This is a genomic window from Pseudoalteromonas sp. SWYJZ19 (assembly GCF_015864375.1).
GTDB lineage: Bacteria > Pseudomonadota > Gammaproteobacteria > Enterobacterales > Alteromonadaceae > Pseudoalteromonas > Pseudoalteromonas arctica.
The window spans coordinates 84,349-109,587 of the sequence record NZ_JADYXI010000005.1; the positions used below are offsets into that span (position 1 = coordinate 84,349).

The following is a 25,239-nucleotide window of genomic DNA, read 5'->3' on the forward strand; positions in this document are numbered from 1 at the left end:
AGTAAAATATAAGCGGACTAATCTTTCACTTTATTGATATTTTTAATAATACCTAAACAGTAAAGAGTATTACCAAGTTCTTTACGCTGTGTTTTTTCACCTGAGGTTTTATTGGCTAAGCTAGTTAACATATCGTACCGTTTACGTAGAGTTAGTATATATCTGGCATGTCTACGGCATTCAAAGCAATGAGTACAGTGTGAATCGACCCAAAATCTTAATGTTTCAAACCAATATTGCTGCTCTTGAGCAAAAAAAATAAATGCCTTAGAGCAAGTCCCGCACTTCTCTTCAATATCAACATAAAGTGCCCGAGGATAAATGGCATAGTTTTGCTTTTTTATATCAGCCAATATTACCGTATTAGGGAAGTATTTAAGGCTCGAGTAACGCCAGTGCGCATTCTCTATCGCCTCTATTGTCACTGGGGTATTGGTAGTTATTGGTGTATTGCCATACCTTGGGTGATTTAGATACATGAGCTGCCTAGTTTAAACTTATGATTTTAAGGTATAAAACATGCCATATAAGAAAACAATAATTATACAGGCGTTCCTGCTTCATCACACTCTACAATATCGGTCTCGGTTAATGCCTGAGTGATCCATGCTTGCAATACTGGGCAGCGCATAACAAAGTCACAATATTGCTGTGCCTCTGGCGATAACGTAATTTGATAGGTTTTTAAGCGCAGTACAACAGGCACATACATGGCATCAGCAATACTAAAGTCACCAAAAAACCACTCATTTGGAAACACATCTTGTTGCTGTGCAAATATTTCGTCTATACGGGCTATGTCTTTTAGTGCTTCGCTCGATAGGTCTACTTTACGGGTTGCTCTTATATTCATTGGCATTTCACTGCGCAGTGCCACAAAGCCTGAATGCATTTCAGCGCTTAGTGCACGCGCTTTAGCTCTTTGGGTAATATATTTTGGCCATGCAGCGCCTGATAAGTAAGCATCGTTAATATATTCACAAATTGCTAGCGAATCCCATACCTGTAAATCGCCATCAATTAACGCTGGGACTTTTTGCAAAGCAAAGGTCTTTTTTAGTTCATTGTAAAAGTCGGGGGTGTCGAGTACTAGCTGGGTTTCACTAAACTCAACATCAAATTTACTCATTAAATACCATGCGCGTAATGACCAGCTAGAGTAGTTTTTATTACCGATAAATAATTGCATATTGTAAATACCAAAGTGAATAGACGCTCCTACCATACTAGGTGATTTAACAACCAACAACATTTTGTTTAAAGTCTCTTTGCTAACTGTTACTTAAAGCTATTAATTACTCACTCAACTGCTTGTTTAAATGCTTTTTTAATAGTTGTGTATTACGCGTGTTAGCTTTAAAAAAGGCATCAAAAATATCACCAAAAAATGGCACTAAACCGCCCACAAAGTCTATGAGCATATTGATAATCATCTTAGTCTTTATACGTTTACTCACACCTAAACGCTGGGCTTCTATCAGCACATAACTTGATAAAATTAGCCCTGCGGCATCACCTATAACGGGAATTAAACCAATCACAGCCTCCAAACCTATATTAAATTTAGTAAAAGGAATGCCAATGCTGCTATCAGTTAACTTACTGAATCGCTCTAAGCGGGCTATTGCAGCTTGGGCTTTCATTTGTGAGTGTTCATTAATATTATCGTTCATGATTACTACCCTCCTTCTTGCAGTATATAGGGCCTACTTGAACAACTCCTGAAAGGCTTTAAACTAAATTACAGACATAAAAAAACGCGGTAGTCCGCGTTTTTTATAATTATAAATACTTACACAGAGCCGTTAATTGGCCCGTGTTCGTGGTTTACATGTGGATTTTGTCCGCGTTGGCGCAGTAAATGATCCATTAATGTAATAGCCATCATTGCCTCAGCAATCGGGATTGCACGAATACCCACACACGGATCGTGACGACCTTTGGTGATCATCTCAACCGCTTCGTTGCTTGTATTAATGCTGTTACCTGGGATGGTAATACTCGACGTTGGTTTTAGCGCAATAGAAGCAATAATATCTTGCCCTGTCGAAATACCCGCAAGTACGCCACCTGCATGGTTTGATGTAAAACCTTCAGGGGTTAGCTCGTCGCGATGCTCAGAGCCTTTTTGCTCAACTACATCAAAGCCATCACCAATTTCCACGCCTTTAACTGCATTAATACTCATTAATGAGTGTGCAAGTTCAGCGTCAAGGCGGTCAAATACTGGCTCACCAAGACCTACTGGTACGTTGCTTGCCACTACTTTTACTTTAGCGCCAACTGAGTCACCTTGCTTTTTAAGGTCACGCATATATTCGTCAAGCGCTTCAAGCTTACTTGCATCAGGGAAGAAGAATAAGTTATTTTCAACTTCGTCCCAATCAAACGTTTCCGCCTTAATAGGACCTAGCTGGCTTAAGCATGCTTTAACTTCAATACCATGAAATTGCTTTAAGTATTTTTTAGCGATAGCGCCTGCCGCTACGCGTATTGCGGTTTCACGTGCAGAGGAACGGCCGCCACCACGATAATCGCGCAGGCCGTACTTATGCCAATACGTGTAATCGCCATGACCTGGGCGAAATACATCTTTAATTTTGCCGTAATCTTGCGAACGTTGATCGGTGTTTTCAATTAATAAACCAATGCTAGTACCTGTGGTTTTACCTTCAAAAACGCCTGCTAATATTTTTATTTGATCGCTTTCACGGCGCTGCGTTGTATAACGGCTTTGGCCTGGTTTTCGGCGATCTAAATCAATTTGTAAGTCGGCCTCTGTGATTTCAAGACCTGCGGGAGTACCATCAACAACGCCGCCTAATGCAACGCCGTGGCTCTCACCAAAGGTGGACACTTTAAATAACTGTCCAATGCTATTTCCTGCCATTAACTTTCCTCATTCCTAATGACTACCAATAGCCAAGCACACGGCTTGGCTATTCATTTTTTACTTATTTTGCAAAATACTCATCTAGCTGCTTTTTGCTAATTACAAATACACCTAAGCCGCCTTGTTCAAATTCAATCCATTCAAACGGCGCGCCCGGATACAGTGCATCCATATGTACCATAGAGTTACCAACTTCTACAAATAACAAACCGTTATCAGTTAGGTGTTCACTCGCTTCACTTAAAATAGTACGGGTTACATCTAAACCATCGTGGCCTGATGCAAGCCCAAGCTCTGGTTCATGATGAAATTCACGTGGTAAGTCAGCCATATCTTCTGCATCAACATATGGTGGGTTTGCTACTATTAGGTCGTATTTTTGACCTGGTACACCGCTAAATACATCAGACTGAATAGGTAACACACGATCAGTTAACATGTAATCGTTAATGTTAATGTCTGTCACTTCAAGCGCTTCATACGATATATCTACCGCATCAACTTGTGCCTGCTCAAAAGCTTGCGCAAGTGCAATTGCGATACAACCCGAACCTGTACATAAATCTAATATACGGTTAACCGATTGTGGCTCTTCAAGCCAGGGTGTAAAGCGGTTGCTGATAAGCTCAGCAAACGGTGAGCGAGGTATAAGTACACGTTCATCCACATAAAATGGCATACCCGCAAACCATGCAATGTTTGTTAAGTAAGGTACTGGTGTGCAGTCGTTAATACGTTCTGCAATAAGACCCGCAAGTCGGTTTTTTTCTGTGCTTGTTAAACGCGCGTGCATTAATTCTTTTGGCGCATCAACAGGCAAGCTAAGCGCAGGCAGTAATAAGCTTACAGCTTCATCCCATGCGTTATCTGTACCGTGTCCAAAAAATATACTACTACTTGCAAATTGGCTTGTAGTCCAACGTAACCAGTCATGTAAAGTTGACAGTTCTGCAACGGCTTCTTCGAGTGTTGCTTCTTCTATTTGTAAATCGCTCATATATTTTTACCTGTATTAGCTTACTGACTGTTTTGAGTCTTTAAGACGATTGCATTGCCTATCTGCGCTGGGCAAATTACAATTGCCCCTCATTTAAGTATTGTACCGCCTTTTGCGCTGCGTTTTTACGTTTTTTTGTTTAGGTAATAGTTATGAAAAAAGACACTCCATCACATTCGTCCCTAAGCAATGACGACATAAGCTTATTTCGTCAAACGATCACAGGCGCCAAAGTATTTAAACAAGATACTCATCGTTTTGATACAAAGCCTAAGGTGTCACAAGCTAAGCAATTTGCCCAGCAAAAAAAGCAGGCTCAATCTGAATTTTTCTTCTCAGACGTTTATATTCCCGATATAGACACCCACGGCACAGTTAAATATGTAAAACCAGGCCAAGATACCTTCCTAGCTAAACAGCTTCGCCGTGGTGACTTTGCACCCGATTTGACGCTAGATTTACATGGCTTAAATAAAGAACTTGCTAAAGATGAACTCGCTGGACTCATTCACGAATGTAAAAAGCAGCATTACTATTGTGCATGTGTAGTGCACGGTATTGGCGGCGGCGTACTAAAGCACAAAGTGCCTCAGTACTTAGTACAGCACCCTGACGTAATAGCGATGCACCAAGCCCCTCTCGAATATGGTGGTAGAGGCGCTGTACTCATACTAATTAATTTACCGCAAAATGATGAATTTAGACGCTAACTTTAGCTATTACTAGGATGTAACTTCGTGCATATTTTTTCAATTATTTTTCCGCTCATTTTTATTGTGGCGTTTGGTTACAGCTGTTGCCGATTAAAATTTTTCGAAAAGCAGCATATTGCAGGCTTAAGTAAATTTACTTTTTATATTAGTTTGCCTGCTTTTTTATTGTTAAATATGTCGCAAATTAACTTACAGCAAAGCATTAGCCTTTTTGCATTTTTGAGTTTTTACATACCGGTTCTGAGTGTATTTGGGGTGGGTATTTTAATTGACCGCTTTTATTTAAATAAAAAGTATTTAAAAAATTACCAACAACACGGCGTCTTTGGACTTGCTTCTAGCTATTCAAATATGGTGTTAGTGGGTATTCCTATTGTTATTGCATCGCTTGGCAAAGAGATGATAGCCATTGCGTTTATGATCATTACTTTTCATAGCACATTGTTATTTGCACTTACTTTTTTAATAGGCGCTAAAGGCAGCAGCGATAAATTTTCGTGGTCGCACTTTGGAAAAAGTATGGTGTTAAATCCAATAGTACTGAGTATTGGATGCGGGCTTATATTAAACATTTTAGGAGTAACACTATTCACCGACTTAGCAAATAGTTTGGATCTATTAGCTAAACCAGCAATTGCCTGTGCGCTATTTGTACTTGGTGCTAATTTAGCTTTTTATAAAATAGCAGCAAATTGGCAACCCGCGTTAATAGCATCAATTTTAAAAATATTTTTATTGCCTGCGTTAGTTTTATTGGTAGGCACCTATGTATTTAAGCTAGACACGCAAATACTTAATGTATTGGTACTTTTAAGTGCGTCCCCTGTTGGCGTAAATGCTTATCTTATTGCGAGTCAAATAAAGCAGCATGAAGCTACTCTTGCTGGGGCTGTCGTACTTTCTACTATCTTAAGTGTTATTAGCTTTACGTTTTGGCTAGCTTTATTACTTTAGCTTACAAACCGCCGGCTACATCAACAAAACTACCCGTTGTAAAAGAAGCGTGCTCCGAAGCTAAAAAGTAAATTGCTGCAGCAACTTCCTCGGGTGTACCGCCTCTGCCAAGGGGTAATTTACTTTTAAGACGATCAACTCGATTTTTTTCGCCGCCATCACTATGCATATCAGTGTAAATAAGCCCAGGTCTAACAGAGTTAACACGAATACCTTTACTTGCCACCTCTTTTGCCAAGCCAATAGTAAATGTGTCCATTGCACCTTTAGATGCTGCATAATCAATGTACTCATTAGGAGAGCCCGTTTTAGCGGCCCCCGATGAAACATTAACAATACTACCGCCATTTCCCATTCGCTTTATTGCCTCACGACTACATAAAAAAGCACTGGTAATATTTGTAGTCAAAACTTCGTTTATGCGCTCAGCACTCATTTCTAACAAAGGCATTTGTGGTTTTAAAATACCGGCGTTATTTATTAGTACATCAAGTTGACCTAACTCTTTATCAATAAAGTCAAATAACGCCAAAACATCTGCCTCTTTCGACACATCTGCTTTTATAACTTGAGCCCTAACGCCAGAGCTTCTGACTTGATCGGCTACTAGCTTCGCACTAGCTAAATCAGCTTTATAATTAATGCAAACATCATAACCATGCTTTGCAAAATATAGTGCAGTAGCTGCGCCAATACCTCGACTAGAGCCTGTGATAAGTACAACGGGGGAGCGAGTCATTAAAGCTATTATTCTTTTAAAGCTGCGACTACTGAAATTTCAACAAGCAGTGCATCACGTGCCATTTTAGCTTCCACACAGGCACGTGCTGGTGCACAACCCTCGGGTACCCATGCATCCCATACTGCATTCATATCAGCAAAGTATTCCATGCTCTTTACATAAATAGTCGCGCTAAGCATATGTTCTTTTGAACTTCCCGCTTCATCAAGCAATGCCTCTACTTTATCAAGCATAGTTTGAGTTTGTTCTTTGATATCTTTTTGCGCGTCGGCGCATACCTGCCCACATAAATACACAGTGCCGTTATGTTTTACAATGCGGCTCATGCGCGCACCTGTTTGTAAACGTTCTATTGTCATTTTACTTTACTCAATTATTTATATTTAAACGTTTTCTGGGGCATTTATACTTAAATAACTACTACGCTGGGTTTGCTCATCGTAACTAATAACAGCAACAGCCCCCGTATTAAAAATGGGCATATTGCCAGGGCTTAATTGGTCCACTAAGTAACTTACAATAGGCATGTGTGCCACTATAAGCCATGTATTGCATTGGGTGTGAGTAGCAATAAGTGTTTCGATGTAGTCAGCAGCAATTTGAGGTTTGCCTTCGGGAATTATATCAGACGTGGTTTCGCTAAATTTAAATACGTTATTTTTAGCCACACCTGCAGCTGTTTGCTGTGCTCGAATGTAAGGACTAACTAACAGTGCATCAGGGTAATGTGCTTTACTGAGCCAAAGGCCCATTTTTTCAGCTTCATCATGCCCTGCTTGGGTTAAATTTCTACCTGCATCATCAGCCTGCATGGGTGTTGCTTCGCCGTGGCGCATTATTAGGATTGTTTTCATAAAAAATCAACCGATTAAAGAATATAAAACAGTAGCCAGTTTGCCCGTTTGTCAGCTATATTAACAATATAAATCTATTTATTTCTAAAATAGTTCTTTCATGAGATTCAGGTAAATCTTTAAGCTGTACTTCGCTTTCCTGAAGCCATCATCTGTTGTTAACAAGTAAACGTTTAGTTTCAGGAGCATCATTTGAATATCAGCCGCAATGATAACAGAGCATACCGCGCCTTTACACTGGACAATGGTCTAAAAGTACTATTAGTGCAAGATAAAGATTCTACAAAAGCGGCAGCATCAATGGCAGTTAACGCCGGACATTTTGACGACCCTCTTGACAGGCAAGGCCTAGCACACTTTTTAGAGCACATGCTTTTTTTAGGCACTGACCAGTATCCAGATTCAGGTAGTTTTAATAATTTTGTTTCGCAAGCTGGCGGCAACACCAATGCGTGGACCGGCACTGAGCATACCTGTTACTTTTTTGATATTAACAATCAAGAATTTGAACAAGCACTTACCCAATTTAGCCGCTTTTTTATTGCGCCTCTTTTAAATTCAGCCGAAACAGAAAAAGAACGTAACGCAATTGAAGCCGAGTTTAAACTAAAAATAAAAGACGACGGTCGCCGTATTTATCAAGCCCACAAAGAAACGGTAAATCCAGCTCATCCATTTGCTAAATTTTCTGTAGGAAACCTACAAACCTTAGCTGACAGAGAGCGCTGTATTAGTGATGAGCTTCGTGACTTTTTTAATAGCCAGTACCAAGCTCAGTGGATGACTTTAGTTATTTGCGCAAACGAAACACTAGACACACTACAAAGCTGGACTCAAACTTACTTTGGCGCAATTAACGGCAACAAAAACCTTAAAAAGCCAGAGATCAGTGAGCCACTTTATCGTAAACAAGACATAGGAAAAATACTCCATATTGAGCCACATAAGCATATGCAAAAACTTATTATAAGTTTTGCTATGCCTAATATTGACGACTTTTATCGCCATAAAACAGTAAGTTTTATTGCCCACTTACTTGGCTATGAAGGCGCTGGTTCTCTTTATTCTATTTTAAAAGAACAAGGCTGGATCAATGCACTTTCTGCTGGCGGTGGTATTAATGGCAGCAACTTTAAAGATTTTAATATTAGCTTAGCGCTTACCGATGAGGGTATTGAATACTTTGAAGATATTATTGAAATGGTGTTTGAATACATTTGTTTAATTAACGATAACACCGAAAAATTGCCGCGCTTATATCAAGATAAAAAAAATCTATTACAAATAGCATTCGATAACCAAGAAAAATCACGCTTAATTGATTGGGTCAGTAATTTAAGCATTAATATGCAGCATTACGATGAAGCAAATTACGTGCAAGGCGACTATTTAATGGAAGGCTTTAAAAAAGCGACCCACGAAATGGCCATGCAGTGGTTAACGCCACATAATATGCGCATCGTACTTATACATCCAGATGTAGAGCCTGAACATAAAACGGCATGGTACAACACACCATATAAAGTAGAACATATTTCACCTAGTTGGCTTGATGCCCTTAGCGAGATAAATAAGCCGTTGAGCGAAATGCTGCTACCTACAGCTAATCCTTATTTAACAAAAGAAGTGGTGTTATTTGATGTCGTAAAACCACAAACAAAACCCGAGTTATTAGTAAAAGAACCCGGTTTTGACTTTTGGTTTAAACAAGACAACACATTTCGTGTTGCTAAAGGCCATTTTTATTTGGCCATGGATTCTGATTTTGCCGTAAAAGATGTAAAACATATGGCACTCACCCGCTTATTTACAGATTTATTTATGGATAGTGTGGGCGAGCAATTTTATCCAGCAGAACTTGCGGGACTTAGCTACCACTTAACCTCGCATCAAGGTGGATTAACTCTACATACCGCGGGGCTTTCATCTAGCCAGTTAGAGCTTGTTGATCAATTAATAGATGCTTTATTTAATGTAGAGATCTGTGCAAAACGCTTTGCTGAATATAAAAAACAGCTTGTAAGGCATTGGCGCAATAGCAACCAAAACAAACCAGTCAGTGAGTTATTTAGCATTTTAGGCGCAAAAATAATGCCTTGGAACCCACAACCTGGGGAGCTTGCATCGGCATTAAAAAACACCTGTTTTCAGCAATTTAATGAGTTCAGAACAGACTTTTTTAAAGCACTACATGTTGAATCATTTTTACATGGTAACTGGCAGCAAAGTGATGCAATAGCCTTTCAAAAAAAGGTCGCAAATCACTTAAAAAACGCAACCATAATTGAAGATTTAAGACGCCCTCTTTTTGAAATTAAAAAAGTAACTCGCTACGAGTTAGAGCTTCCTTGTAACGACCATGCAATGGTTATTTACTATCAAGCGCAAACGGATTGCGTGGCCGAAAAAGTAAAAATGATGGCGTTAAATCATTTAATTAATCAAGATTACTTTAATGAATTACGAACTACACAGCAACTTGGTTATTTAGTAGGCGCTGGTTATGCACCATTTAACACGCGTGCTGGTATAGCATTTTATGTGCAGTCACCTAAGTTTGATGCAAAAACATTATTGCATCGACATAACCGTTTTATTAAAAACTACCTTGATAATATTGATGCACTTGATGAAAACGATTGGCAACAGCAAAAACACGGCCTTAGTACTCATATTGCAGAAAAAGATAAAAACCTGCGCCTGCGCTCACAACGGTTATGGCTTGCTATTGGTAACAGAGATCATGAATTTTATATGCAACAACGACTTTTAGATGCCTTAAATGCGCTAACCCTAAAAGAACTAAAAGTTTATGCACTAAGCCTATTTGATGATAATAGACCAAGATATGAGCTTTTAAGCTCGGCAAAAGTCAATAAATCTCAAAATATGCCCGTTTACTCTCAATCTCTTTGACACTAGGTTTAGCTTGTTTTAAATTATCATTTGTAAATTAGAAGTAATAAAAAAATGATAAAAATAATAATAAAACTAAGCATGCTTGTAGTACTTGCTTACTCATTTGAGCTTTTTGCCTTTGAGTCATCATTTAATTACAACTCCGACAATATACTTATACTAGCAAGCGCCATTATAGCGCTTGCTTTGCCCTACCTGTTATTTGTAATCCACAAACTTAGACGCTCACGCCGTCAACTCCGTCTTTCGGAAAAACGCCTTAAAAGTACTGTAGAAGGTAGCGGCGATACACTTTGGGACTGGAACATAAAAACAGGCGAAGTTATTCGTATTAACGATAAGTACTTAATGGATTCGACTACCTTAATGGGGTTTCCGCCAAACAAAGGCCTTATTCACCCTCACGATATTAATAACGTTGAGCACTTGTTAAAAGTACACTTTGCAGAGCAGTCTGCTTTTTTTGAAGCCACCTACCGAATCAAAGATACATTTGGTCGTTGGCATTGGGTACTCGATCGCGGAAAAATAATTGAAAAAGACGCCAACTTATCACCCCTTAGAATGACAGGTACCGTTCGCGATATATCACAGTTAAAATCAACGGAAGAGCGCTTAAACCTTTTTGCTAAATGTGTTGAATCACTCACTGACGCCTTAGCAATTTACGATAAAAACTTTAAACTGGTTGATATAAACCCGAGTTTTTTAACCTTGTTTGGTGGCGTACGCGAGCAATACTTAGGAAAAGATTTCAACCTATCTGGGTATGAGCCAAGCTACACAAACAGAATTATTGAAATAGTAAAAGAGCGCGAACATATCCAACAAGAAGTGAAGCTTCGTAATAGTGAGCGTGTTTTATTGCCTATAGAAATATCGATAGATGAAATTAAAAACGATCAAAATCAAATAACTAATTATGTCGTTGTTTATTCAGATTTAACAGAGCGTAAAAAAGCCGAATCGCAGTTACATAACTTATCGAATCGAGATCGCACAACTAGTCTGCCTAACCGAAATTTATTTTTTACTGATTTGCAAAAGCTAGTAAAGCTCAACTCGCATCACGCCTTGCTTGTATTCGATTTAGATAACTTTAAAAAAATAAATGACTCGTTAGGGCATCAACTAGGTGACAGCTTATTAGCTAAACTAGCAATGCGCTTAAATAAACTAACCCGCGAAAATGATGTATTTTATCGTTTAGGCGGCGATGAGTTTGCTCTTGTAATGTCTGACACTAACGACATACATGTAATTACACGTATGGCAAAACAGTTTTTAGCAGCCATTGCTACACCATTTAAAATGGCTGGCCACGAACTGGCAATCACCTCAAGTGTAGGCATTGTATTATTTCCAGAAGACGGTAATACGCCTGAACTGCTTTTAAAAAATGCAGATACCGCGATGTATCATGCTAAAAAGAAAGGTAACAGCTACTTATTTTTTAACGACACGATGAACCGTCAAGCCGTTAAACGACTGCAAATTGAAAACCTCATGCGCTTTGGTTTAAAAGAAGACCATTTTGAAGTGTACTACCAACCAAAAATGAATATTCGCACAGGCAAGCTAACCGGAATGGAAGCATTAGTGCGCTTTATTACACCCAAAAAAGGCATTATTAGTCCGGGAGTTTTTATACCTATAGCCGAGGAAACTGGCCAAATAATTGAAATTGGTGAAGTGGTATTAAACAAAGCCTGCAGAGACGTAAAAGAATGGCTAGATAGCGGTTTATTTAGCGGCCGAGTAGCTGTCAACTTATCAGCAAAGCAATTTAGCCTCCCCGATTTAACTTCTCGTATTGACGTTATTTTGCAAAAAAACGAATTACCTTCTTACTTTTTAGAGCTTGAAATAACAGAAGGTACTGTAATGGACGACCCTAAAGAAGCCATTGCAATTATGCGTTCGTTAAGTGCCCGAGGTATTCATTTAGCAATGGATGATTTTGGTACTGGTTATTCATCATTAGCGTATTTAAAGCAATTTCCGCTTAATACACTTAAAGTAGATAAAGCATTTATAGATGACATGACCAACGAACGTGGGCGTAATATGGTCGACTCAATAGTCACTATTGCGCATAACCTTGATTTGCATGTAGTTGCTGAAGGTGTAGAACAAGCTCATCAAATTGATATACTTAAAAAGCTTAATTGCGAAACAGTACAAGGTTATTACTATTCTAAGCCACTATCAAAAAGTGAATTTACTGAATTTTTAAAGCAGCAACAAACTAAAGCAGCCCCAAGCTTAATTAGAAAAAATAAAAATGTGGCGTCGATAAATTAAGGGCGCCATATACACGCATTTATACCTACATTTCTTACTAAAGCACGGCGATAATGTAGATTAAATAAGCACCAGGCCACAGGCCCAAGTAAACCGCCTAAAATAAGCCATCGCTTAATTGGCATACCTTTTTTAATGGCTTCTAAATACATTAAAGCTATAAATGCACTGCTTAGTAAAACTATAAACAAAATTACCCTTTAAAGTTGCTCAAAAATACGGCACTTATTCTAACGCTAACGTGATTAAATTTAAAGCAACAAATCCCCCGCGCGCACAAAAAAGCCGAAGCTGTTAAACACAGATTCGGCTTTTAAAATTATAATTTACGCGTTACTTTTCAGCACGACCCATAAATTTGTGTTCAACAGTATTAATACGGATACGGTCACCTGTTGAAATATGCTCTGGCACAGAAATATTTAAGCCAGTAGACATACGTGCAGGTTTTGAACGAGCACTCGCAGATGCACCTTTGATAGATGGGTCTGTTTCTTCAACAACAAGTTCAACACTTGACGGTAAATCAAGCCCTACTGGCGCGCCATCAATAACAATTACGTGTACGCCTTGTGTTTCTTCATTAACAAATAAAATTTCTTCGCTAATAGCATCTTTGCTTAAGTTATAAGGCGTGTAATCTTCATTATCCATGAACACATACTCGTCACCATCAATGTACGATAGCATTACTTCACGGCGTGTTAAATCAGCCAGCGTTAGCATGTCACTGTCTTTGAATGTTTCGTCAACTTTACCACCGGTTACCACATCGTATAAACGCATACGGTATAAACTACCACCAGCACGACCTTGCGGCACAGAGCGCACAATATCTTTTACAACTAAAACGCGGCCATTGAAGTCAATAGCAGTACCTTTTTTAACATCACTCGCCTTTGGCATGTGTGAATTCCTATTATTTTTTTGATTGCCAGAAACATACCACGAACTGGATTTTGTTCAACTAAAATTACGTTGGTTTTACGCTACATGTTGTATTAGCTTGTAAAATTTTAATTTATACTAAAATACATATAATCAAATGTGAAAAAAACTGCTATGGTAGCTTTACCGAGTATGACTTCAAGGAATGGATCATGGACCAGAAAAAAGTACATGAGTATTTAGTTAAAAAACCACTTGTTCAGGTTACAAAACCATTTGCGCAAGAGGTTGATGTATATAAAGTGAATCATAAAATGTTTGCGACTCTTGCTATTGGCAATGACGGTCAAACTAATGATGATGGTGAGGTTATTTGGTGGCTTAACTTAAAGTGCGATCCTGATGAAGCAATATCATTGCGTGATATTTTCCCGGCAGTGATCCCTGGTTACCATATGAATAAACGCTTATGGAACACAGTAATTTTAGACGGCACAATTCCACAAGGTGAAATTGAGAGAATGATTGATAACTCATTTAATTTAGTCGTAGAAAACATGCCAGAAAAAGACCGAAAAGCTATTTCACTTCACTTGTAAACACTTTTTGGGCTAGGCTACTAGCCCATTAAAACCCTACACCTTAAGCGTATAAATTAAATCGTCATATAACTTTTCGCCTATTGTATGCACTTTAAAAAGTGTATCGGTATGGGTTAAACCGCACTTACCAAGCACCTTTTCAGAACCAATATTGCCACGCGTTACGACTGCTTTAAACTGCCTAATACCACATTCTTTCCAAGCCCAGTCAATCACAGCTCTTAGGGATTCTGTCGCGTAGCCTTTATTAAAATACTCTGGCAATAATAAATAACCAAGCTCTGCGGTTTCTCCGTCATAGGCAAAACCTGTAACACCCACAGGTTGTTTTGTTTGATTATTAATAATGAGTAAACACAGGGGATGACGTGATTTAGCATTCCACTTAGGCAAGCGTATCTCAAAGCGGTTTCTTACCAGTGACTCCATTGGCATATCAAAACAATACTTGAGGACTTGAGGATCGCGATGAAGCGCAAGAAAAAGAGGCCAATCAGATTCTTCCATTTGGTATATGCTCAATCTTTGTGTAAATAATGTCATTAAGCTCCTCATTTATTTATAAAAACTATAAAAAAACCGCATTTAAATGCGGTTTTTTTAGATAGCAGAAACTTTATTCTTTCGTTTCAATCTCTTTGGTAACTTCAGGCTCAGTTACACTTTGCTCTTGTGACTCAGTGCTTTGTACTTCAGGAGCTACAACCTCAACATGTGTTGCGTTATAAAAAGTAGCACCAGAGCTTGCCATTGTTACCAGTGATTCACATGGTGCAAAGTTAGCATCGCTGTTAGCTAATGTAGACATATCAGAGCTTATTTTACTTGCGCCTAATTTATCCATATAGCTAAACGGGCCACCTAAAAATGGTGGAAAACCAATACCAAATATTGCACCGATATCGCCATCACGTGGGCTGGCAATAATGCCATCATCTAAACAGCGTACTGCTTCGTTAAGCATTTGCGATACACAACGCTTAGCAATTTCGCTCTTGTTTAAACGTGGAGCCGGGGTAACACCCAATAGTTCGTAAACTGACTCATCAACCTTTTTGCCTTTTTTATCGTATTCATAAAAACCACGACCAGACTTACGGCCAAGGCGTTTTGAATCAATCATACGCATAAATGCATCAGGGCCTTTAAAACGCTCGCCTAATTCTTTTTCAAGAATTGGGGCAATTTTAGAGCCAATATCAATACCTACTTCATCAAGTAGAGCCAGCGGGCCTACCGGAAAACCGAACTCAACAAGCGCTGCATCAATCTTTTCAATTGGCTCGCCTGCTAACATTAAGTTAGCAGCTTCGTTTAAGTAAGGCGCTAAAATACGGTTGACGTAAAAACCGGCCATGTCTTTTACAACAATTGGCGTTTTACCTTGCTTACGTGCAAAGTTAACAACGCGGGCAATGGTCTCTTGAGACGTACCTTCGTGTGGAATAATTTCCACTAATGGCATTTTTTCCACTGGTGAAAAGTAATGCAAGCCAATTACATTTTCAGGACGTGCTGCCTGCGCTGCAATTTGCGATATTGGTAATGATGACGTGTTACTTGCAAAAATTGTATTTGCTTGGCATTGCTGCTCTACGTCTGCAACCATACCTTGCTTAAGTGCAAGGTCTTCAAACACCGCTTCTATTACTAAATCAATGTGTTTAAAGCCACTGTAGTCAGTTGTACCTGTAATACGGTTCATCGTTAACTGCACATCAGCTTTAGACATAATACGACGCTTAAGACGCTTATCTAAAATTTTATAGGTGTAGCTCATTGCATTACTAATGCCCTGCTCTGCTACATCTTTAATACGTACCGGTACTTTAGCTTTAACAGCACTTACGTGCGCAATGCCTGCGCCCATTAGTCCACCACCTAAAACAGCAGTTTTGCTTATTGCGGGTGCGTCATCATTGCGCCACTCTTTTTTCATTTCAGTCGTTGCAAAGAAAATACCGCGAAGCGCTTTCGATTCGTCACTCATTACAAGTGTTGCAAAGCTTTCAGCTTCTGTTTTATACGCTTTTAGCTCATCAAGCTCTACACTAGCTCGCACTGCTTTAATAATAGCTAGTGGTGCTGGGTAGTGCCCGCCCGTTTTTTTAAGTACGTTTTCTTTTGCTTTTTTAAAGATAAAGTTACGACCAAACGGGTTTGACTCTAGTAATTTACTAATATTGTCGAGCTTTGGCTCTTTTGCTTGTGACTTTTTCTTCGCGGCAAATTCTTTTGCAACTTTTAGCAGCACACTGTGCGGTACACAATCATCAAGCACGCCTGCTTTTTTAGCTTGCGTAGGGCGAATTTGTTTACCTGTTAGCATCCACTCAAGTGCTTTTTGAATACCAACAATTTTGGTTAAGCGCTGGGTGCCGCCGCCACCTGGAAGTAAACCAAGTTGTACTTCTGGTAAGCCAATTTTTGTTAAATCACTGTCGGTACCAACACGGTAATCACATGCTAAAGCAAACTCTAAACCACCACCTAATGCAGCGCCATGAATCGCACTTACTGTTGTGTATGGCAGTTTTGTCATATCAAAAAACGCTTGATGACATAGCTCGCTAATAGCTAAAGCATCTTCACGCTTTTGAACGCTATCGAGCATTTTCACATCGGCGCCAGCAATAAAGTTATCGCTTTTTCCGCTTATAAATACCATGCCTTTTACATTTTGCGACTTAGCGTCTTCTAGTAATGCTTTTAAATCATCGGCAAAACTGCTGCGCAGGGTATTCATTTTCTCACCCGGCACATCAATCGTTACCACGGCGATTTTATTTTCATCTACCGCTAAATTAAATACTGAATCTGTCATTACGCGCTCTCCAATACAAAGGCTGCACCTAAACCGCCAGCAGCACACGCTGTTGTTAATGCTAAACCGCCACCACGACGTTTAAGCTCGTGTAAGCTTTGCGTAATTAAGCGTGCACCTGTTGCTGCAAATGGGTGACCATATGCTAAAGAGCCGCCGTTAACGTTAAACTTATCCATGTTAATTTCGCCAATTGCTTTGCTGCGACCTAAATGCTCTTGTGCAAATTTGTCTGAAGCAAACATTTTCATATTGGCAAGTGTTTGCGATGCAAACGCTTCGTGCATTTCAATTAAATCTAAATCAGCAAGGGTAATACCCGCTCTATCTAGTGCAATAGGTGTTGAATGAGCTGGGCCCATTAGCATGTCTTTTTCTACACCAATTGCTGAAAATGCAAAGCTGCGTACATAACCTAGTATTTCGTAACCCAATGCTTTTGCTTTGCTTTCGCTCATCATAAGCACTGCCGCTGCACCATCTGTTAATGGTGTTGCATTTGCTGCGGTAACTGTACCGTGCTGGCGGTCAAACACCGGTTTAAGCTTAGCGTAGCCTTCAACCGTTGAGTTTTTACGAATATTATTGTCTTCTGAAATGAAGCTTTTATATGGCGGTAAATGCGCCGTCATTACTTCATCTTTTAACTTTCCATCAGCCCATGCTTGCGTTGCAAGTGAGTGAGAACGATGTGCTAATGCATCTTGATCTTCACGGCTAATATTATGTGTTTTAGCCATTTGCTCAGCAGTTTGTCCCATTGAAAGGCCTGTTGAGTACTCTGCAACCGCAGGTGGAACTGGTAATAAATCTTTTAAACGCAGTTTTGAAAATATTTTTAAGCGCTGACCAAGCGTACGCGCTTTATTTAAATCAACTAAGCTGCCTGCTAGCTTTTTACTTACACCGATTGGCAATACTGATGACGAATCTGCGCCGCCTGCAATACCTACACTTACAGATCCCGCCATAATAGACTCAGCTACATTAGCAATAGCCTGAAAGCTGGTAGCACATGCGCGCGATACAGAATATGCATCAACCGATACTGGCATACCTGTGCCCAATACAATTTCACGTGCAATATTTGGCGCTTCTGGCATTTGTACTACTTGACCAAATACAAGTTGATCAATTTCTGACTTATTGAAATTTAATCGTTCAAGCATTTCGTTAACCACCAACTTACCCATATCAAGTGCTGGTACATGGTGAAACGCTGTTGCTTGCTTTGCAAAAGGTGTACGTAAGCCGCTAACTATGGCAATACGGTCGCCCTTTGGTGTTTTTAGTATGTTTTGCTCAGACATTTATGCTCTCCCGCTGACAGGTCTGACCTGTTTGTTTTCCTCGATTCTAAACAACCCGTGTGCTAAAGCCAATAGAAAAACACAAATTTATATAAACAGTGTTTAATTACGACTATCACAATAGGCTTTTTTAGACGCATTTACAAAGTTTTGTGGTACGCTAAAAATCGTTAAAAAATAACGAACTATTTTAAAAAATACAGTCTAACTCTTGAGTTACCCAATTATAAACCTTATAAATAGGTCAGTATTTATCACCTAACACTATTAGGTACAAACCCAGCTGACGAGGACAGTCCACTTATTATGGCAGCTAACGCATTTTCACAATTAAAAACGTACTTAGATACACAAATCATTGGCCAGCCAGAGCTTACACAAGCGCTACTTATTGCTATTTTAGCTGATGGTCACTTATTAGTAGAAGGCCCTCCTGGGCTTGCAAAAACACGTGCAGTTAATGCACTTGCTAAAGGTATTGAAGGATCGTTTCAGCGCGTACAGTTTACGCCAGACTTATTACCGGCTGATGTAACAGGCACCGATATTTACCGCCAACAAACTAGCGAGTTTGTATTTGAAAAAGGTCCTCTTTTTCACAACCTAATTTTAGCTGACGAAATTAACCGTGCACCAGCCAAAGTACAATCAGCACTATTAGAAGCCATGGCAGAGCGCCAAGTGACCGTGGGTAAAAACACCTATCCGCTTAGCGAACTATTTTTAGTTATGGCAACACAAAACCCGCTAGAGCAAGAAGGGACTTACCCGTTACCAGAAGCCCAGCTGGATCGCTTTTTACTGCACCTAAGTATTGGCTACCCTGGCGCAGAGCATGAGCTTGATATACTACGTTTAACACGTGGCGAAGCGCTTAACGAGCAACAACCAGTAATGCAAAAAATTAGTCAAAGCGATTTATTTGCAGCTCGTAAAGAAATATTAGGCCTTTATCTAGCAGAGCCACTTGAGCAATATTTAGTACAACTTATTATTGCCACCCGTGAAGGCGCTAAATTAGATGCGCAACTAGGTAGCTGGATTGAGTTTGGTGCAAGTCCGCGTGCAACAATAGCACTTGATAAATGTGCTCGTGCTCATGCATGGCTTCAAGGCCGTGACTTTGTAGCACCTGATGACATTCAAGCTGTTGTGCATAACGTACTGCGTCACCGCATTATTTTAAGTTACGAAGCCCAAGCCGATGGCATTACTAAAGATCAAGTAATAAGCCGTATAGTTGAACTTGTAGCCGTACCATAAGTTATGCAAAAACAATTAGAATCCCAAGCATGGCTCAAACAGAGCCATAGCCACGGTGTTAATTTAGCACTCAAAGAGCTGATGTATTACAAAGCCAAAGCGCAATTGCTTGAACTTGCCCCTAAGGTAAAAATAAAAAATACCTTAACAGGGCAATACCTTGCACCGCACAAAGGCCGGGGAATGGAATTTGCCGAAGTCCGACATTATCAGCAAGGTGACGATATTCGCTCTATTGATTGGCGAGTTACTGCGCGTACCGGCGAAACTCACACAAAGCTCTTTCAAGAAGAAAAAGAACGCCCTGTGTTTGTGTTCACTGATTTTTCAAACTCAATGCTGTTTGGCTCAAAGTTACTGTTAAAGTCGGTGCAAGCTGCGCATATAAGCGCTCTTGTTGCATGGTCGGCATGTCAGCGCGGCGATAGAATTGGCGGTATTGTGTTTAATCAGCACTCGCATTTGGAGTTAAAGCCCAGCGCCCGTGAAAAAGCCGTGCTTAAGCTTTGTCATAATTTATGCGACAACCACCAGCAAGCACTCAACAACATTGATAAAACAGCCCCTAACAACTTTAGCGATAACCTAAAGCGCCTTAACCATTTAGCAAAACCAGGCAGCTTAGTGTATTTAGTGTCTGATTTTAATGCTCTGGATGATGCCAGCTTTAAGCAACTCGAAATATTAAGCCGCCACTGCGAGCTGATTGGTTGCCACATAAGCGATCCATTTGAGCATCAGTTACCTGCGTTTAAGCAAGCAGTCACCGTTAATGCAAATGGTCAAGACTTTGCCCTACCATTAATGGATAACAGCTTTAGAGAACGCTTTGCTAAAAATGCTGAGCAAGCATTTAGTACGCGCTTTAATCGCTTAACTAAATCGGGTCTTAATTTAATATCATTCAATGCAGCAACACCGCTTGAGCTGCAATTAGTGAGAAAATAACCATGCAAACCAATCCACTCGATGGCCTGCACGATATAATAGCGCCAAACCAAGTTAATTGGTGGCCACTCGCCCCTGCTTGGTGGGTTATTATTGCACTGCTGTTTTTAGCACTGTGCGCGGCTATTTATATATTTTACAAAAAACATAAATTTAAAAAGCCTAAACGCTACGCAATACAATTAAGCCAAAGTGAGCAAAATCCTCAGCAACTGCATATTATTTTAAAACGTTTAGTGATTGAATATTACGACAAGCGCCTTGCTGCGCAATCTACCTCTAAATGGTGCACAACACTTAATACACTCACCGGTTTGAACTTTACAGAACAAGAAATACTAAGCCTATATAATCCCAGCCAAAAAGATACAACACTGTGCGAAAAATTTCGCCAAGGTATTAAGCAATTTAAAATAAAGGAGTCAGTACATGTTTGAATTTAGCTGGCCATGGTTATTTTTATTAATACCCTTACCTTTATTACTTTTACTATTAAAACCCGCAGCAAGTAATGCCAGTACGCGTTTACGTATACCCAGTTTTGCAAAGCACAATTTAACCAGCCAAAGTATTGAGCCACTCGCACGACGTTTAAATCCTTTTGAGTGGGTAATTTGGTTATTACTTGTGACTGCCGCTGCCAATCCAACATGGTTAGATGAGCCAATCTCATTGCCAAACGAAGGCCGCGATATAATGCTAGCTGTTGACTTATCAGGCTCTATGACCGAGCAAGACATGGCTTACAATGGCCAATATGTTGACCGCCTTACCATGGTAAAAGCCGTACTCAGTGATTTTATAGAGCAGCGCCAAGGCGACAGGCTTGGGCTGATATTATTTGGCGACACCGCATTTTTACAAACCCCCCTCACGCGCGACGTTAAAACAGTAAGTAAAATGCTCAGTGAAGCGCAAATTGGTTTAGTGGGACGCGCAACAGCCATTGGTGATGCATTGGGTCTTTCGGTAAAGCGCTTTGCCAATAAAGATGAAAGTAATCGTATTGTGGTGCTATTAACCGACGGACAAAACACCGCTGGTAACCTAAACCCAGAAGATGCCTTACTGCTAGCCCGCGAAGAAGGTATTAAAGTGTACACCATTGGCGTTGGCTCAGATAATCCGCGCGGTTTTAGCCTCTTTAATATGGGTGGCTCTAGTGGCAGTAATTTAGATGAAAGCTTACTTAAAAAGATTGCCGAGCAAACTGGCGGATTATACTTTAGAGCCAAAGATGTAGCAGGCCTTCAACAAATTTACGCAGAGCTTGATAAACTTGAACCTATTAGCGCTGACGAGCAAACATTTCGCCCACAAAGCTCATTATTTTACTACACGTTACTTATCGCTATTTTACTTATTAGCTTAAAAGTAATGCTTAGTACACTGCGTGCATTAAAGGAGCCAAACTAATGGATTTTGAATTTATTCGCCCCGCTCTTTTATGGTTACTCATACCTGCTGTGGCATTATTTTTTGTCGCCTTAATTAAGGATAAAAAAACGACTAGTGAGCAGCTAATTGCACCGCATTTAGCACAATTTATAATGAGCGAAGCAAACACTAAAGCCAGCCAACCACTTTGGTTAGTTGCTTTGTTTTGCAGCCTTGGCATTTTATTTAGTGCTGGGCCTAGCTTTGAGAAAAAACAAGTTCCTGTATTTCAAAGTAAAAGTGCCCGTGTAATTGTTATGGATATGTCGTACTCAATGTACAGCACCGATATTTTACCAAATCGTTTAATGCAATCACGCTTTAAAGCGCTTGATATGATTGAGCTATTTAAAGAAGGTGATACCGCGCTTGTAGCTTACGCAGGCACGGCCTATATAATATCGCCACTAACAAACGACGCCACAACACTCAGTAATTTAATTCCAAGCTTAAGCCCTGAAATAATGCCAGACAAAGGCTCAAACGTTTTAGCCGGTCTTGATATGGCCAAAGAGCTATTAACGCAAGCGGGTTATATTGATGGCGACATTATTTTAGTGACCGACGGTATTGACCAACAAGAACAAAGCGACGTGAGTAGCTTTACCAATAACACCCAATATAGATTAAATATATATGGTGTAGGTACCGCTCAAGGCGCACCGATAAAATTACCTGAAGGTGGTTTTTTGAAAGACAGATACGGCCAAATTGTAGTACCTACACTTAATGCCACTCAGCTTAAAAATTTAGCATCAAGCAGCGGCGGTAAATTTGCCAGTTACCAACCTAGCAATAACGACATAAATATATTTGCTCCAAGCGCGCAAAGCGAATTGTTAAAAGACGAAAAACAAAGCCATGCACTTTGGCGAATAGATGCCGGTATATACGGACTGTTACTGTTATTGCCATTTGGCTTGTATTTATTTAGACGCGCTGCCTTGCTGGGGGCTTTTTTAGCCTTTAGCTTTTTACCGCAGCAAGATGCGTATGCCGTAGAGCTTCCTACTCTTTTGCAAAATTCAGATCAACGTGCATTAGAGGCTTACAAAAATAAAGAATACGATGCAGCAACACAGGCGCAATCGAGTGAGTTAAAAGGCGCGGCGCTTTACCAGCAAGGTAATTTTGATGCTGCACTTAATGAGTTTAGTAATGATAAGTCGGCTACCGGTTTATACAACTACGGTAATGCCCTCGCCAAAGCTGGCAAGCTTGAGGACGCCATTGAAGCCTACAAACAAGCCCAAACCTTACAAGACGACTTTACACAAGCAACTGACAACCAAGCTTTAGTTGAACAATTACTCAATCAACAAGATCAGCAAAGCGACGGCGACGACTCTCAAGACCAAGATGATAGCCAGAAAAAAGATGAGCAAAACCAAGGGCAAAATTCTGATGAGTCAAAACAGGATAAGCAACAAAATGGTGATAAAAGCGATTCTGAAAAAGGCGAAAACGAAAGTCAAAGCTCAAGCGATGAAAAATCTGATAAAGAATCAGATAAAGAGTCTGAACAATCAAAAGATCAACAAGGTGAGCCTGGCGAGCAATCAGACAAGCAAAATGAACCTGATATGCAAGCCCAGCCACAAAGTGAGCAAGGGCAAAATAAAGACGCTGACCAACCTAAAGACGAGCAGCAACAAAGTAAGCCACAAGCAATGAATGAGCAACCTGCTACTGATGAGCAAAAACAAAATGCTCAGCAACAAGCTATGCAAGCCCAAGCAAGTGAGCTCACTAATGAAGAAAAAGAAAAAGCACAACAGCTTAATCAACTACTTAGAAAAGTCCCGGACGATCCGGCTATTTTATTACGGAATAAAATGCAATTAGAAGCCCAAAAAAGACAATATAAACGTCGCCCTACAGGAGTCGAAAAATCATGGTAATGCGATTATTTTGCTGTTTATTGCTATTAAGTGCGATGCCTTCGTGGGCTGCCACCAAATTAGAAGCCAGCGTAGATAAAAACCCTGTTTTAGCGGGTGAATTTTTTATGCTTAATATATCCGTAGACGATACAGTTAAAGGCGAGCAACCAGACACCTCATCGCTGTTAAAAGACTTTGTGGTAGGCCCAACAAGCTTAAGTTCTCGTACCAACATTATTAATGGCAGCATTAATAAACAAACCACGTGGTCAGTTAAATTAATGACCCGTGCAGAGGGTGATTACACTATTCCGGCATTTAGCGTTGCAGGGTTAACCTCACAGCCTATTAAATTAAAAGTGGCAAAACGCTCAGTTGATGCAGATAAAAATAACGAAATATTTTTAAAAACGTCGCTCTCGAGTAATTCATTGTTTGTCCAAGAAGCCGGTGTTTACACTATTAAGCTTTACCTTGCGAAAGAGCTGCTTGATGGCAGCTTAAGCACACCAAGTATGGAAGATGCTCAGCTAACCCAATTGGGTAAGCAAACTGAAAGCTATGAGCTTGTTGATGGTAAACGCTACCTTGTTATTACTCGCGAGTATTTGATTCAGCCACAAAAAAGTGGTGCGTACACTATTGCAGGCCCCGCTTTTCAAGGGCGAGTACAACAAAATTATCGTCAATTAGAAGTATCAGCTCTTGGCGACGATCAGCAAATAGAAATTAAACCAATTCCGAGTGATTATAAAGGTGCATGGTTACCAAGCGAGCTGGTTAGTCTTGATGAAGAATGGCAACCTAACGACAACACCGTAGAAGTAGGTACGCCTATAACACGTACTATTACACTTACTGCGCTTGGAGTTACAAAAGAGCAATTACCTGAAATCTCTATGCCTACCATTGATGGCATACGCAGCTACCCTGATAAAAAAGAAAATAACAATGCAGTACGTGACGGACGCGTTGTATCGCAGCAAACCGCATCGTATGCATTACTGCCGCAAAAACCAGGTACTTATACCCTACCTGAAATAAAACTGCCTTGGTTTAACACTAAAATGAATCGTATTAGCGTAGCTACATTACCAAAGCGCACTATAACGGTAACGCCTAGTAGCACTGCGGCTAATACAGCTGTGGCAAATCCGCAGCCAAATATAAATAATTCATCTGCTATTGAAAATATATCGAATGAAGATCTAGGCACACAAAACATTGAAATTAAAAGAGATACTCCTCTTTGGTTAATTGTAGTTGCCGTTTTAGGATATATTTTATGGATTGGTACTGTAATTTTTTATCTAGTTACCCGTTCTTCTAAAAATACGACTGAAAAAGTACAGATTAATAGTGGGCGTATTGTTCAGCCAAACTTGAATGAGCTTAAAGCTTTAGCTAAAACACACGATGTGAAAGCTTTTTACACCGCATTAAATAGTTTTTCTGTAAAGGTGACTCACAAAAATGTTGGCGCTATTGATGAGCTTTGCTATCGCGTAAAGAGCAGCGAGCTTAATGGCCTCATTAGCCAATTGCAGGCACAACTTTATAGTAATAAAGGCGCAAACACGGATCTTAATGCTATTATTAAAATTCTTGAGAACTATCAAACTCAAGCATCAAAGTCGCAACAAGCTGTATTAAAAGACCTTTATGATTAATAACTACGATACTCAGGTCTTTTTTTGCAATAAATAAT

24 protein-coding genes are annotated in these 25,239 nt (G+C 39.8%); 11 read left to right on the plus strand and 13 right to left on the minus strand.

Annotation, left to right across the window (positions count from 1 at the left end; all coding sequences use genetic code 11):
- Positions 1 to 17: 17 nt before the first annotated feature.
- The 5 genes from I6F45_RS06680 to prmB all read right to left on the minus strand — a co-directional run bounded on the left by I6F45_RS06680 (position 18) and on the right by prmB (position 3,890).
- Entirely contained in the window at positions 18 to 479 is a 462-nt protein-coding gene (locus I6F45_RS06680) for a zinc-ribbon domain containing protein (RefSeq protein WP_010554668.1), read from the minus strand.
- A 62-nt stretch (positions 480 to 541) separates the two neighbouring features.
- Positions 542 to 1,189: a glutathione S-transferase family protein gene (locus I6F45_RS06685; protein ID WP_165725678.1), complete on the minus strand. Its 648-nt coding sequence runs from the start codon at positions 1,187 to 1,189 to the stop codon at positions 542 to 544.
- Between the two features lie 106 nt (positions 1,190 to 1,295).
- Entirely contained in the window at positions 1,296 to 1,673 is a 378-nt protein-coding gene (locus I6F45_RS06690) for a DUF4112 domain-containing protein (RefSeq protein ID WP_007583361.1), read from the minus strand.
- Positions 1,674 to 1,792: 119 nt separating this feature from the next.
- Complete coding sequence (gene aroC, locus I6F45_RS06695; protein WP_008138551.1) at positions 1,793 to 2,890, minus strand: chorismate synthase; 1,098 nt, start codon at positions 2,888 to 2,890, stop codon at positions 1,793 to 1,795.
- Positions 2,891 to 2,954: 64 nt separating this feature from the next.
- The gene (gene prmB / locus I6F45_RS06700; protein WP_165725676.1) at positions 2,955 to 3,890 is read right to left on the minus strand and encodes a 50S ribosomal protein L3 N(5)-glutamine methyltransferase; all 936 of its coding nucleotides are present in this window, start codon (positions 3,888 to 3,890) and stop codon (positions 2,955 to 2,957) included.
- A 152-nt stretch (positions 3,891 to 4,042) separates the two neighbouring features.
- Here prmB and smrB point away from each other — a divergent pair, with 152 nt between their 5' ends.
- Positions 4,043 to 4,600, plus strand: a complete 558-nt coding sequence (gene smrB, locus I6F45_RS06705) for an endonuclease SmrB (protein WP_197160019.1) — start codon at positions 4,043 to 4,045, stop codon at positions 4,598 to 4,600.
- 27 nt (positions 4,601 to 4,627) lie between these two features.
- The gene (locus I6F45_RS06710) at positions 4,628 to 5,557 is read left to right on the plus strand and encodes an AEC family transporter (RefSeq protein ID WP_007580614.1); all 930 of its coding nucleotides are present in this window, start codon (positions 4,628 to 4,630) and stop codon (positions 5,555 to 5,557) included.
- 1 nt (position 5,558) lies between these two features.
- Here the strand turns inward: I6F45_RS06710 and I6F45_RS06715 are convergent, their stop codons facing one another.
- The 3 genes from I6F45_RS06715 to sixA are packed head-to-tail and all read right to left on the minus strand — an operon-like array spanning position 5,559 to position 7,153.
- Complete coding sequence (locus I6F45_RS06715) at positions 5,559 to 6,296, minus strand: SDR family oxidoreductase (RefSeq protein WP_165729182.1); 738 nt, start codon at positions 6,294 to 6,296, stop codon at positions 5,559 to 5,561.
- A gap of 8 nt (positions 6,297 to 6,304) precedes the next feature.
- Entirely contained in the window at positions 6,305 to 6,658 is a 354-nt protein-coding gene (locus I6F45_RS06720) for a RidA family protein (protein WP_165729180.1), read from the minus strand.
- Between the two features lie 24 nt (positions 6,659 to 6,682).
- Positions 6,683 to 7,153: a phosphohistidine phosphatase SixA gene (gene sixA / locus I6F45_RS06725; protein WP_165729179.1), complete on the minus strand. Its 471-nt coding sequence runs from the start codon at positions 7,151 to 7,153 to the stop codon at positions 6,683 to 6,685.
- Between the two features lie 192 nt (positions 7,154 to 7,345).
- Here sixA and I6F45_RS06730 point away from each other — a divergent pair, with 192 nt between their 5' ends.
- Together I6F45_RS06730 and I6F45_RS06735 are read left to right on the plus strand one after the other, a co-directional pair.
- A complete protein-coding gene (locus I6F45_RS06730) occupies positions 7,346 to 10,069 on the plus strand; it encodes an insulinase family protein (protein WP_165729178.1) in 2,724 nt (907 codons plus the stop codon).
- Positions 10,070 to 10,123: 54 nt separating this feature from the next.
- Positions 10,124 to 12,376 carry a sensor domain-containing protein gene (locus I6F45_RS06735; RefSeq protein ID WP_007580604.1) on the plus strand — a complete coding sequence of 751 codons (2,253 nt, stop codon included), beginning with the start codon at positions 10,124 to 10,126 and terminating at the stop codon, positions 12,374 to 12,376.
- On the opposite strand, the gene I6F45_RS06740 is transcribed toward I6F45_RS06735, so the two are convergent.
- Together I6F45_RS06740 and efpL are read right to left on the minus strand one after the other, a co-directional pair.
- The gene (locus I6F45_RS06740) at positions 12,373 to 12,567 is read right to left on the minus strand and encodes a hypothetical protein (protein WP_007580601.1); all 195 of its coding nucleotides are present in this window, start codon (positions 12,565 to 12,567) and stop codon (positions 12,373 to 12,375) included. The two genes, I6F45_RS06735 and I6F45_RS06740, sit on opposite strands and share 4 nt — an antisense overlap.
- A 142-nt stretch (positions 12,568 to 12,709) precedes the next feature.
- The gene (gene efpL, locus I6F45_RS06745; RefSeq protein ID WP_007580599.1) at positions 12,710 to 13,282 is read right to left on the minus strand and encodes an elongation factor P-like protein EfpL; all 573 of its coding nucleotides are present in this window, start codon (positions 13,280 to 13,282) and stop codon (positions 12,710 to 12,712) included.
- Positions 13,283 to 13,476: 194 nt separating this feature from the next.
- Between efpL and I6F45_RS06750 the strand changes: the two genes are divergently transcribed.
- Complete coding sequence (locus I6F45_RS06750) at positions 13,477 to 13,863, plus strand: MmcQ/YjbR family DNA-binding protein (RefSeq protein WP_007580596.1); 387 nt, start codon at positions 13,477 to 13,479, stop codon at positions 13,861 to 13,863.
- Positions 13,864 to 13,899: 36 nt separating this feature from the next.
- Here the strand turns inward: I6F45_RS06750 and I6F45_RS06755 are convergent, their stop codons facing one another.
- The 3 genes from I6F45_RS06755 to fadI all read right to left on the minus strand — a co-directional run bounded on the left by I6F45_RS06755 (position 13,900) and on the right by fadI (position 18,000).
- Complete coding sequence (locus I6F45_RS06755) at positions 13,900 to 14,409, minus strand: GNAT family N-acetyltransferase (RefSeq protein WP_007580595.1); 510 nt, start codon at positions 14,407 to 14,409, stop codon at positions 13,900 to 13,902.
- Between the two features lie 73 nt (positions 14,410 to 14,482).
- Positions 14,483 to 16,690 carry a fatty acid oxidation complex subunit alpha FadJ gene (gene fadJ / locus I6F45_RS06760; RefSeq protein ID WP_197160023.1) on the minus strand — a complete coding sequence of 736 codons (2,208 nt, stop codon included), beginning with the start codon at positions 16,688 to 16,690 and terminating at the stop codon, positions 14,483 to 14,485.
- A complete protein-coding gene (gene fadI, locus I6F45_RS06765) occupies positions 16,690 to 18,000 on the minus strand; it encodes an acetyl-CoA C-acyltransferase FadI (protein ID WP_004335629.1) in 1,311 nt (436 codons plus the stop codon). Before fadI ends, fadJ begins: the two co-directional genes overlap by 1 nt.
- A gap of 306 nt (positions 18,001 to 18,306) precedes the next feature.
- Here fadI and I6F45_RS06770 point away from each other — a divergent pair, with 306 nt between their 5' ends.
- From I6F45_RS06770 to I6F45_RS06795, 6 genes are read left to right on the plus strand one after another with little or no spacing between them, the layout of a single operon-like run.
- A complete protein-coding gene (locus I6F45_RS06770; protein WP_004335627.1) occupies positions 18,307 to 19,263 on the plus strand; it encodes an AAA family ATPase in 957 nt (318 codons plus the stop codon).
- A gap of 3 nt (positions 19,264 to 19,266) precedes the next feature.
- Positions 19,267 to 20,211, plus strand: coding sequence for a DUF58 domain-containing protein (locus I6F45_RS06775; protein ID WP_010554656.1), 945 nt, complete (start codon positions 19,267 to 19,269; stop codon positions 20,209 to 20,211).
- 2 nt (positions 20,212 to 20,213) lie between these two features.
- Positions 20,214 to 20,648: a DUF4381 domain-containing protein gene (locus I6F45_RS06780; protein WP_165729176.1), complete on the plus strand. Its 435-nt coding sequence runs from the start codon at positions 20,214 to 20,216 to the stop codon at positions 20,646 to 20,648.
- The gene (locus I6F45_RS06785; RefSeq protein ID WP_197160025.1) at positions 20,641 to 21,627 is read left to right on the plus strand and encodes a vWA domain-containing protein; all 987 of its coding nucleotides are present in this window, start codon (positions 20,641 to 20,643) and stop codon (positions 21,625 to 21,627) included. The genes I6F45_RS06780 and I6F45_RS06785 overlap by 8 nt, the downstream gene beginning before the upstream one ends.
- Entirely contained in the window at positions 21,627 to 23,549 is a 1,923-nt protein-coding gene (locus tag I6F45_RS06790; protein ID WP_197160027.1) for a VWA domain-containing protein, read from the plus strand. Before I6F45_RS06785 ends, I6F45_RS06790 begins: the two co-directional genes overlap by 1 nt.
- Positions 23,543 to 25,201: a BatD family protein gene (locus I6F45_RS06795; RefSeq protein ID WP_165741875.1), complete on the plus strand. Its 1,659-nt coding sequence runs from the start codon at positions 23,543 to 23,545 to the stop codon at positions 25,199 to 25,201. Before I6F45_RS06790 ends, I6F45_RS06795 begins: the two co-directional genes overlap by 7 nt.
- The last annotated feature ends 38 nt before the right edge of the window (positions 25,202 to 25,239 follow it).

Excerpts from the sequence above, each read along its gene's own strand:
- I6F45_RS06770 (WP_004335627.1), top strand. The coding sequence starts at position 18,307 with ATGGCAGCTAACGCATTTTCACAATTAAAAACGTACTTAGATACACAA.
- I6F45_RS06750 (WP_007580596.1), top strand. The coding sequence starts at position 13,477 with ATGGACCAGAAAAAAGTACATGAGTATTTAGTTAAAAAACCACTTGTT.
- sixA (WP_165729179.1), bottom strand. The coding sequence starts at position 7,153 with ATGAAAACAATCCTAATAATGCGCCACGGCGAAGCAACACCCATGCAG.
- aroC (WP_008138551.1), bottom strand. The coding sequence starts at position 2,890 with ATGGCAGGAAATAGCATTGGACAGTTATTTAAAGTGTCCACCTTTGGT.
- efpL (WP_007580599.1), bottom strand. The coding sequence starts at position 13,282 with ATGCCAAAGGCGAGTGATGTTAAAAAAGGTACTGCTATTGACTTCAAT.
- I6F45_RS06715 (WP_165729182.1), bottom strand. The coding sequence starts at position 6,296 with ATGACTCGCTCCCCCGTTGTACTTATCACAGGCTCTAGTCGAGGTATT.
- I6F45_RS06735 (WP_007580604.1), top strand. The coding sequence starts at position 10,124 with ATGATAAAAATAATAATAAAACTAAGCATGCTTGTAGTACTTGCTTAC.
- I6F45_RS06680 (WP_010554668.1), bottom strand. The coding sequence starts at position 479 with ATGTATCTAAATCACCCAAGGTATGGCAATACACCAATAACTACCAAT.
- fadI (WP_004335629.1), bottom strand. The coding sequence starts at position 18,000 with ATGTCTGAGCAAAACATACTAAAAACACCAAAGGGCGACCGTATTGCC.
- I6F45_RS06795 (WP_165741875.1), top strand. The coding sequence starts at position 23,543 with ATGGTAATGCGATTATTTTGCTGTTTATTGCTATTAAGTGCGATGCCT.
- I6F45_RS06690 (WP_007583361.1), bottom strand. The coding sequence starts at position 1,673 with ATGAACGATAATATTAATGAACACTCACAAATGAAAGCCCAAGCTGCA.
- I6F45_RS06775 (WP_010554656.1), top strand. The coding sequence starts at position 19,267 with ATGCAAAAACAATTAGAATCCCAAGCATGGCTCAAACAGAGCCATAGC.
- I6F45_RS06755 (WP_007580595.1), bottom strand. The coding sequence starts at position 14,409 with ATGACATTATTTACACAAAGATTGAGCATATACCAAATGGAAGAATCT.
- I6F45_RS06685 (WP_165725678.1), bottom strand. The coding sequence starts at position 1,189 with ATGCAATTATTTATCGGTAATAAAAACTACTCTAGCTGGTCATTACGC.
- smrB (WP_197160019.1), top strand. The coding sequence starts at position 4,043 with ATGAAAAAAGACACTCCATCACATTCGTCCCTAAGCAATGACGACATA.
- I6F45_RS06790 (WP_197160027.1), top strand. The coding sequence starts at position 21,627 with ATGGATTTTGAATTTATTCGCCCCGCTCTTTTATGGTTACTCATACCT.
- I6F45_RS06720 (WP_165729180.1), bottom strand. The coding sequence starts at position 6,658 with ATGACAATAGAACGTTTACAAACAGGTGCGCGCATGAGCCGCATTGTA.
- prmB (WP_165725676.1), bottom strand. The coding sequence starts at position 3,890 with ATGAGCGATTTACAAATAGAAGAAGCAACACTCGAAGAAGCCGTTGCA.
- fadJ (WP_197160023.1), bottom strand. The coding sequence starts at position 16,690 with ATGACAGATTCAGTATTTAATTTAGCGGTAGATGAAAATAAAATCGCC.
- I6F45_RS06785 (WP_197160025.1), top strand. The coding sequence starts at position 20,641 with ATGTTTGAATTTAGCTGGCCATGGTTATTTTTATTAATACCCTTACCT.
- I6F45_RS06780 (WP_165729176.1), top strand. The coding sequence starts at position 20,214 with ATGCAAACCAATCCACTCGATGGCCTGCACGATATAATAGCGCCAAAC.